Raw genomic sequence first — 6,257 nt, 5'->3', positions numbered from 1 at the left:
CGATGTTTGAGAATAATAATTCTCCGTCTTTTGTTTTTTCAAGACTTTTTACATCCAAAATCTGATCTCCCGCTTCTCTTTCCATTTCGAAAATAATGGCAGGGTATCTTCTTGAAGACGGTTTAATATCATCGATGTTTAATTTATCGATCATTTTCTTTCTTGCAGTTGCCTGTTTAGCCTTTGCAACGTTCGAGCTAAATCTTGCGATGAAGTCCTGAAGTTCTTTCTTCTTTTCCTCCGCTTTTTTGTTTGCCTGAGCTCTTTGTCTCGTTGCCAACTGTGAAGCCTGATACCAGAAAGAGTAGTTACCGGTGTAAAGATTTAATTTAGCGTAATCTAAGTCACCGATGTGCGTACAAACTGTGTCTAAGAAGTGACGGTCGTGAGATACAACAATTACTGTGTTTTCGTAATCTGCTAAGAAATCTTCTAGCCAAGAGATCGTATCGATGTCAAGGTCGTTCGTAGGCTCATCCAGAATAAGTACATCCGGATTTCCGAAAAGCGCCTGAGCCAAAAGAACCTTAACTTTATCTTTGTTCTCAAGTTCGCTCATCATTTGCCAGTGCATATCATCTTTAATACCTACGTTGGAAAGCATGGTCTGTGCATCAGATTCTGCAGTCCATCCTCCCATTTCATCGTAGATTACACCTAATTCTCCGGCTTTAATACCGTCTTCATCAGAGAAGTCTTCCTTCGCATAAAGCGCGTCCATCTCTTCCTTTATCTCGAATAATTTCTTGTTACCTCTCAAAACCGCTTCAAGCACAGTAAATTGATCATACGCAAAGTGATCCTGCTCCAGAACAGACATTCTTTTTCCAGGTTCCAAAGATACGTGTCCTGTTGTCGGGTCCTGCTTTCCTGTTAATATTTTAAGAAATGTAGACTTTCCTGCACCATTTGCTCCGATAATTCCGTAGCAGTTTCCTTTCGTAAACATAATGTTTACCTCGTCAAAAAGAACTCTTTTCCCGAATTGTAAAGATAAGTTAGATACTGTTAACATATAGTTTTGTAAATTTGGCGCAAAAATACGAAAAGAATTTGGGTATTTCGCAATATTGTAATAGTCAGGTTTTTAAATGTGGGGTATTTTTTATATATTTCATTCATTAAATTAATAAAACGCAGAAAAAAAAATTCAGAAAAGATAAATCTCACCTGCAACTTTATTAAATTTTTACATCTTATAAATACAAAAGGATTTTAAAATGAAGATTGAAAAAACAGTCAATATATTAAACCGAAGAGCCAGATTTGAATATGAAATTCTGGAAGAATACGAAGCGGGAATGGTTTTAACAGGTACGGAAATAAAATCTTTGCGTTCTTCAAAAGCATCTATTGCAGAATCGTTCTGTCAGTTTATTGATGGGGAATTGTACATCATTAATATGATGATTGACGAGTACAAATTAGGAACTTTTTACAATCATAAAACAAAAAGGGAACGGAAATTGCTCTTGCACAAAAAAGAGTTACAGAAATTAGAAAAAAAGTTAAAGGATGCAGGGAACACCGTTATACCTCTTAAGTTATATATCAATGACAGGGGAAAAGCAAAGGTTCTCATAGCGCTGGGTAGAGGGAAAAAACTCTTCGATAAAAGGGAGAGCATAAAAGATAGAGAAAATAAACGAAACCTCGACAGAATATTAAAGAAAAGTTAAAAATCATCTGAAAAACTTTGTATATAAAGAAAAATTATATTTATTTTGCATTATCAATTATTTAATCATTTAATTCTATGAAAAATCTAAAATTAGGAATTTCAGCATTGGCACTTACTGTTGCTTCTACTGTGTTCGCTCAGACTACCAACAATCCGTGGTTGATCGGAGTTGGTGCTCACGCGGAAAACCATTTGGCACAGAGAACCAATTTCAGTAATACGTTCTCTGCTAATAATTTGACGAAGACAATGTTCAATATGAACAACTTCTCTATTACTCCACCATTATCAAAACTTACTGTAGCTAGGAACATCGGTAAAGGTTTGGTAATCGACTGGCAGACTACTGTTGGAAATGTTGAGAACAAAAGATTCAACATGGGTAAAGAGTTTATGTTGATGACAGGTTTAGGTTTCCAGGCGAAGGCTGCAGGTCTTCTTTGGAACGAAGAATCTTGGTTTGATCCATATTTAAGAGTTGGTGCTAACTATTTAAGACACGATTATACTTCTCTTACTTTCCCTAGAACGGATGCTAATGGTGAAGTTGTGGCGAATGGAGATAGCGGAAACGAAAACGGTAAAGCTAACTTCTTTACAGTTGCTACTGGTGCAGGTGCTAACTTCTGGTTAACTAAAAACTTCGGTTTAGGTATTCAGGGAGATTATGTATCAACTCCGGGAGATAAATCTAACGTTGCTAACTTCTGGCAAGCTTCAGCTTCTTTGAACTTTAGATTTGGTAACAGAGATAGAGATAAGGATGGTATCTTAGATAAAGACGATTTATGTCCGGATACACCAGGTTTACCAGAATTCCAAGGATGTCCTGATACTGACGGTGACGGAGTTCCAGATAAAGACGATCAATGTCCAGATGTGGCTGGTCCGGTTGAAAACAACGGATGCCCTTGGCCAGATACTGATGGTGACGGTGTAATCGACAAAGATGATGCTTGTCCTACAGTTGCAGGTCCTGCTGAAAATAATGGTTGTCCTTGGCCAGATACAGACGGAGACGGAATCTTAGATAAAGATGATGCTTGTCCTACTGTTCCAGGTCTTCCAGAATACAACGGATGTCCTAAGCCTGCTAAAGTAAAAGAAAAAGAAATTCAAGAGCAAGTTAACAGCATTTTCTTTGATTTCAACAAAGCTACTATTAAAGCTGAATCTACTCCTGCATTAGACAGAGCTGCTGACATCATTAAGAAAGAAGGAGGTAACTACTTATTAGAAGGTCAAACTGATGCTAAAGGATCTGAAGCTTACAACTTGAGACTATCTAGAGAGAGAGCTGCTGCTGTAGTTGCTGCTTTAGATGCGAGAGGTGTTAATGCTAACGCTCTTAAATCAATTGGTGTTGGTAAAGCTAAAGCTAAAGTTCCTGCTACTGCTTCTGATGTTGAAAGACAAGTAGACAGAAAAGTAGTTGTAACTGCTATCGAAGATGCGGCTCAGTGGGAATCTCTTAAGAAAAGAGACTACGAAGATCCAACTCCGGTAAAAGTAATCAAGAAAAAAGCTCCAGCTAAGAAAAAAGCTCCGGCTAAAAAGAAAAAATAATTAAATTTTTCTAAATATAAATACCTCCAGTTCTCTGGGGGTATTTTTTTTTCGTTCACTTTTAAGTAATTTTGTTGAAAATTAAAAATATAAAATGGGAAGAGCGTTTGAATATAGAAAAGCTTCTAAAATGGCCAGATGGGACAAAATGGCTAAAACATTTTCTAAAATAGGTAAAGATATTGCATTAGCGGTAAAAGCAGGAGGTCCGGATCCTGAATCTAATCCTGCATTAAGAAGATGCATCCAGAATGCTAAAGGAGCAAACATGCCGAAAGATAACGTAGAAAGAGCGATTAAAAAGGCAAGTGGTGCAGATGCAGAAAATTATGAAGAAATTACTTACGAAGGTTACGGACAAGGTGGTGTTGCTTTTTTCGTAGAATGTACGACAAACAATACAACAAGAACTGTTGCCAATGTAAGAGCTATTTTCAATAAGTTTGATGGTAATCTTGGTAAAAATGGAGAATTAGCTTTCATCTTCGACAGAAAAGGAATTTTCACGATCGATTTAACTCAGATTAAAATGGATTGGGACGATTTCGAAATGGAAATGATTGACGGCGGAGCAGAAGACGTAGAAAAAGACGAAGAAGAAGTTATGATTACAACAGCTTTCGAAGATTTCGGTTCATTATCTCACAAATTAGATGAATTGGGAATCGAGGCAAAAAGCGCAGAACTTCAGAGAATTCCGAACAATACAAAAGAAGTAAACGAAGAGCAGTTCAAAGCAAATATGAAAATGCTTGAGCGTTTTGAGGATGATGATGATGTACAAAACGTTTATCACAACATGGAAATTACAGAAGAGTTGATGGAAACTCTCTAAAAAAATAATATAACATTCATATACAGTTAACTTTCAAGTAGTTTCTTTGCATAAAACTATGAAAAGAAACGTCGAATTAGTTGTTATATCGGATGTTCATCTGGGAACTTACGGATGTAAGGCTAAAGAATTACTGCGATATCTTAATTCTATTCAGCCTAAAACTTTAGTTTTGAATGGAGATATTATCGATATCTGGCAATTCAAAAAGTCTTACTTCCCTAAACCCCATTTAAAGGTCATCAAAAAAATATTGTCCTTTGCCACAAAAAACACAGATGTTTTCTACATTACCGGAAATCATGACGAGATGTTCCGGAAGTTTACCGACTTCCAATTGGGTAAACTTAAAGTCTGTAATAAAATCTGTTTAGACATCGACAATAAAAAAACATGGATCTTTCACGGCGACGTTTTTGATGCCTCTGTTCAGCATTCGAAATGGATTGCTAAACTGGGAGGAAAAGGCTACGATTTATTAATTGTGATTAATAATGTTGTCAATTGGTTTTTGGAGAAAATGGGTAAAGAAAAATATTCATTTTCAAAAAAAATTAAAAACAATGTGAAGAAAGCGGTAAAATACATTGGGGATTTTGAACTTACAGCCTCCGAACTTGCCATCGACAATCATTACGATTATGTAGTTTGCGGACACATTCATCAGCCGCAGATTCGGGAGGTGATTAATAAAAAAGGTTCCTGCACGTATCTTAATTCCGGCGACTGGATCGAAAATCTTTCCGCACTGGAGTACAATAATAACGAGTGGAAGATTTTTTATTATGACGAACATAAAGATTCTTTAAAAGATGATACCGCAGAGGAAATTCAGGAAATCGATAGTGATGAACTTTTAAAAATAGTAACCAATTTCAGCCAATGAGAATTTTATACGCCTTTCAGGGAACCGGAAACGGACACGTAGCACGTGCGCAGGAAATCGTTCCGATCCTGAAAAAATATGCTTCCGTCGATACACTTATCAGCGGACATCAGTCGCAGTTAAAGGCTGATTTTGATATTAATTTTAAACATAAAGGCGTTTCCCTTCTTTATGATAAAACAGGCGGTTTATCCTACCGGAAAACGTTTACAGACAATAGTTTTTTAGAAGCCTTCAAAGCGATTCGCGAAATTGAGCTTTCTCAGTACGATTTAATCATCAACGATTATGAACCTTTAACGGGATGGGCTTGTAAATTCAAAAAACATCCGATGATAGAACTCAGTCATCAGGCTTCCATGTTGTTTAAAGAAACGCCGAAACCGGATAAAAAAGATTTTTTCGGGGAAATGGTGCTGAAATATTATGTTCCGAGCGAAAGAAGAATTGGTTTCCACTTCGAAAATTATCATCCTCAGATAAAAAAGCCGGTGATCAGAAGGAAAATCCGAAACCTGAATCCCGACAAAAAAGGCTTTTATCTGGTGTATCTTCCGAGTTTTTCGGATGAAAATATCATTAAAGTTTTAAAGCAGATTCCGGTAGAATGGAAGGTTTTTTCCAAATATTCCAAATTGCAGTTTAAGGAAAATAATGTTGAAATTTTTCCGATTGATGAAATTCAATACTTAAAAGCGTTTGAAAACTGCGATGGAATTCTTTGCAATGCAGGTTTCGAAAGTCCCGCAGAGGCACTTTTTATGGATAAAAAACTGTTCGTAATTCCTATTCATAATCAATATGAGCAGGAATGCAACGCCTGCGCTTTAGACAAGATGGGAATTCCGAATTCTAAAGTTTTGAAACTCGAAGAAATACAGAATTGGGTAAATTCCGATCAGCATCTGAAAGTAGATTATCCCGATGATATTGAAGAAATCTTGGTGAACGAAGTTTTAACGCTGTAAAAAAATATCTTCCACATCCTTCATTCTCATCATCACAGATCGCGCGTAAGAACAGTGCGGGTAGACTTTCCAGTTGTTTTCGCGGGCAAACTTTATGGCTTCTTCTACCAGATATTTTCCCATTCCGCGACCTTCAAATTCGGGATGAACCAGAACGAAGGAAATAATGAATTTGCTGTCTTCGGGGAAAATAGTGTACGTTAATCTTCCGATTTCTTTTACTTCATTATTTAAAGTAATTACACCGCCGTTGCCCGATTTATTATTTTCAAATCTCATAACTTAAACTTTTATGAAGCGTAAAATACAAAAACTGCACCG

At 36.6% G+C, this 6,257-nt stretch carries 7 protein-coding genes; 5 read left to right on the top strand and 2 right to left on the bottom strand.

The window, feature by feature from the left end; translation table 11 throughout:
* A partial coding sequence (locus tag WFK35_RS05210; RefSeq protein WP_336731675.1) for an ABC-F family ATP-binding cassette domain-containing protein occupies positions 1-1,015 on the bottom strand: 1,015 nt, incomplete at its 3' end.
* Between the two features lie 205 nt (positions 1,016-1,220).
* Between WFK35_RS05210 and smpB the strand changes: the two genes are divergently transcribed.
* The 5 genes from smpB to WFK35_RS05185 all read left to right on the top strand — a co-directional run bounded on the left by smpB (position 1,221) and on the right by WFK35_RS05185 (position 5,936).
* A complete protein-coding gene (gene smpB / locus WFK35_RS05205) occupies positions 1,221-1,679 on the top strand; it encodes an SsrA-binding protein SmpB (protein WP_087707948.1) in 459 nt (152 codons plus the stop codon).
* 77 nt (positions 1,680-1,756) lie between these two features.
* On the top strand, positions 1,757-3,247 hold the full coding sequence (locus tag WFK35_RS05200; protein ID WP_336731674.1) for an OmpA family protein: 1,491 nt from the start codon (positions 1,757-1,759) through the stop codon (positions 3,245-3,247).
* A gap of 94 nt (positions 3,248-3,341) precedes the next feature.
* Positions 3,342-4,082 (top strand): YebC/PmpR family DNA-binding transcriptional regulator, encoded by a 741-nt coding sequence (locus WFK35_RS05195; RefSeq protein WP_076391930.1) that lies wholly within the window; start codon positions 3,342-3,344, stop codon positions 4,080-4,082.
* A gap of 58 nt (positions 4,083-4,140) precedes the next feature.
* Positions 4,141-4,968: a UDP-2,3-diacylglucosamine diphosphatase gene (locus tag WFK35_RS05190; RefSeq protein WP_108411045.1), complete on the top strand. Its 828-nt coding sequence runs from the start codon at positions 4,141-4,143 to the stop codon at positions 4,966-4,968.
* Positions 4,965-5,936: a glycosyltransferase family protein gene (locus WFK35_RS05185; RefSeq protein ID WP_336731673.1), complete on the top strand. Its 972-nt coding sequence runs from the start codon at positions 4,965-4,967 to the stop codon at positions 5,934-5,936. The genes WFK35_RS05190 and WFK35_RS05185 overlap by 4 nt, the downstream gene beginning before the upstream one ends.
* Here the strand turns inward: WFK35_RS05185 and WFK35_RS05180 are convergent.
* The gene (locus WFK35_RS05180; protein WP_076394996.1) at positions 5,925-6,215 is read right to left on the bottom strand and encodes a GNAT family N-acetyltransferase; all 291 of its coding nucleotides are present in this window, start codon (positions 6,213-6,215) and stop codon (positions 5,925-5,927) included. The genes WFK35_RS05185 and WFK35_RS05180 overlap by 12 nt on opposite strands.
* Between the last annotated feature and the right edge of the window lie 42 nt (positions 6,216-6,257).

Source organism: Chryseobacterium sp. VD8 (assembly GCF_037149975.1).
GTDB classification, from domain to species: Bacteria; Bacteroidota; Bacteroidia; order Flavobacteriales; family Weeksellaceae; genus Chryseobacterium; species Chryseobacterium indicum.
Note: the sequence above shows the minus strand (reverse complement) of the source record. Positions and strands in the feature narration are given on the sequence as shown.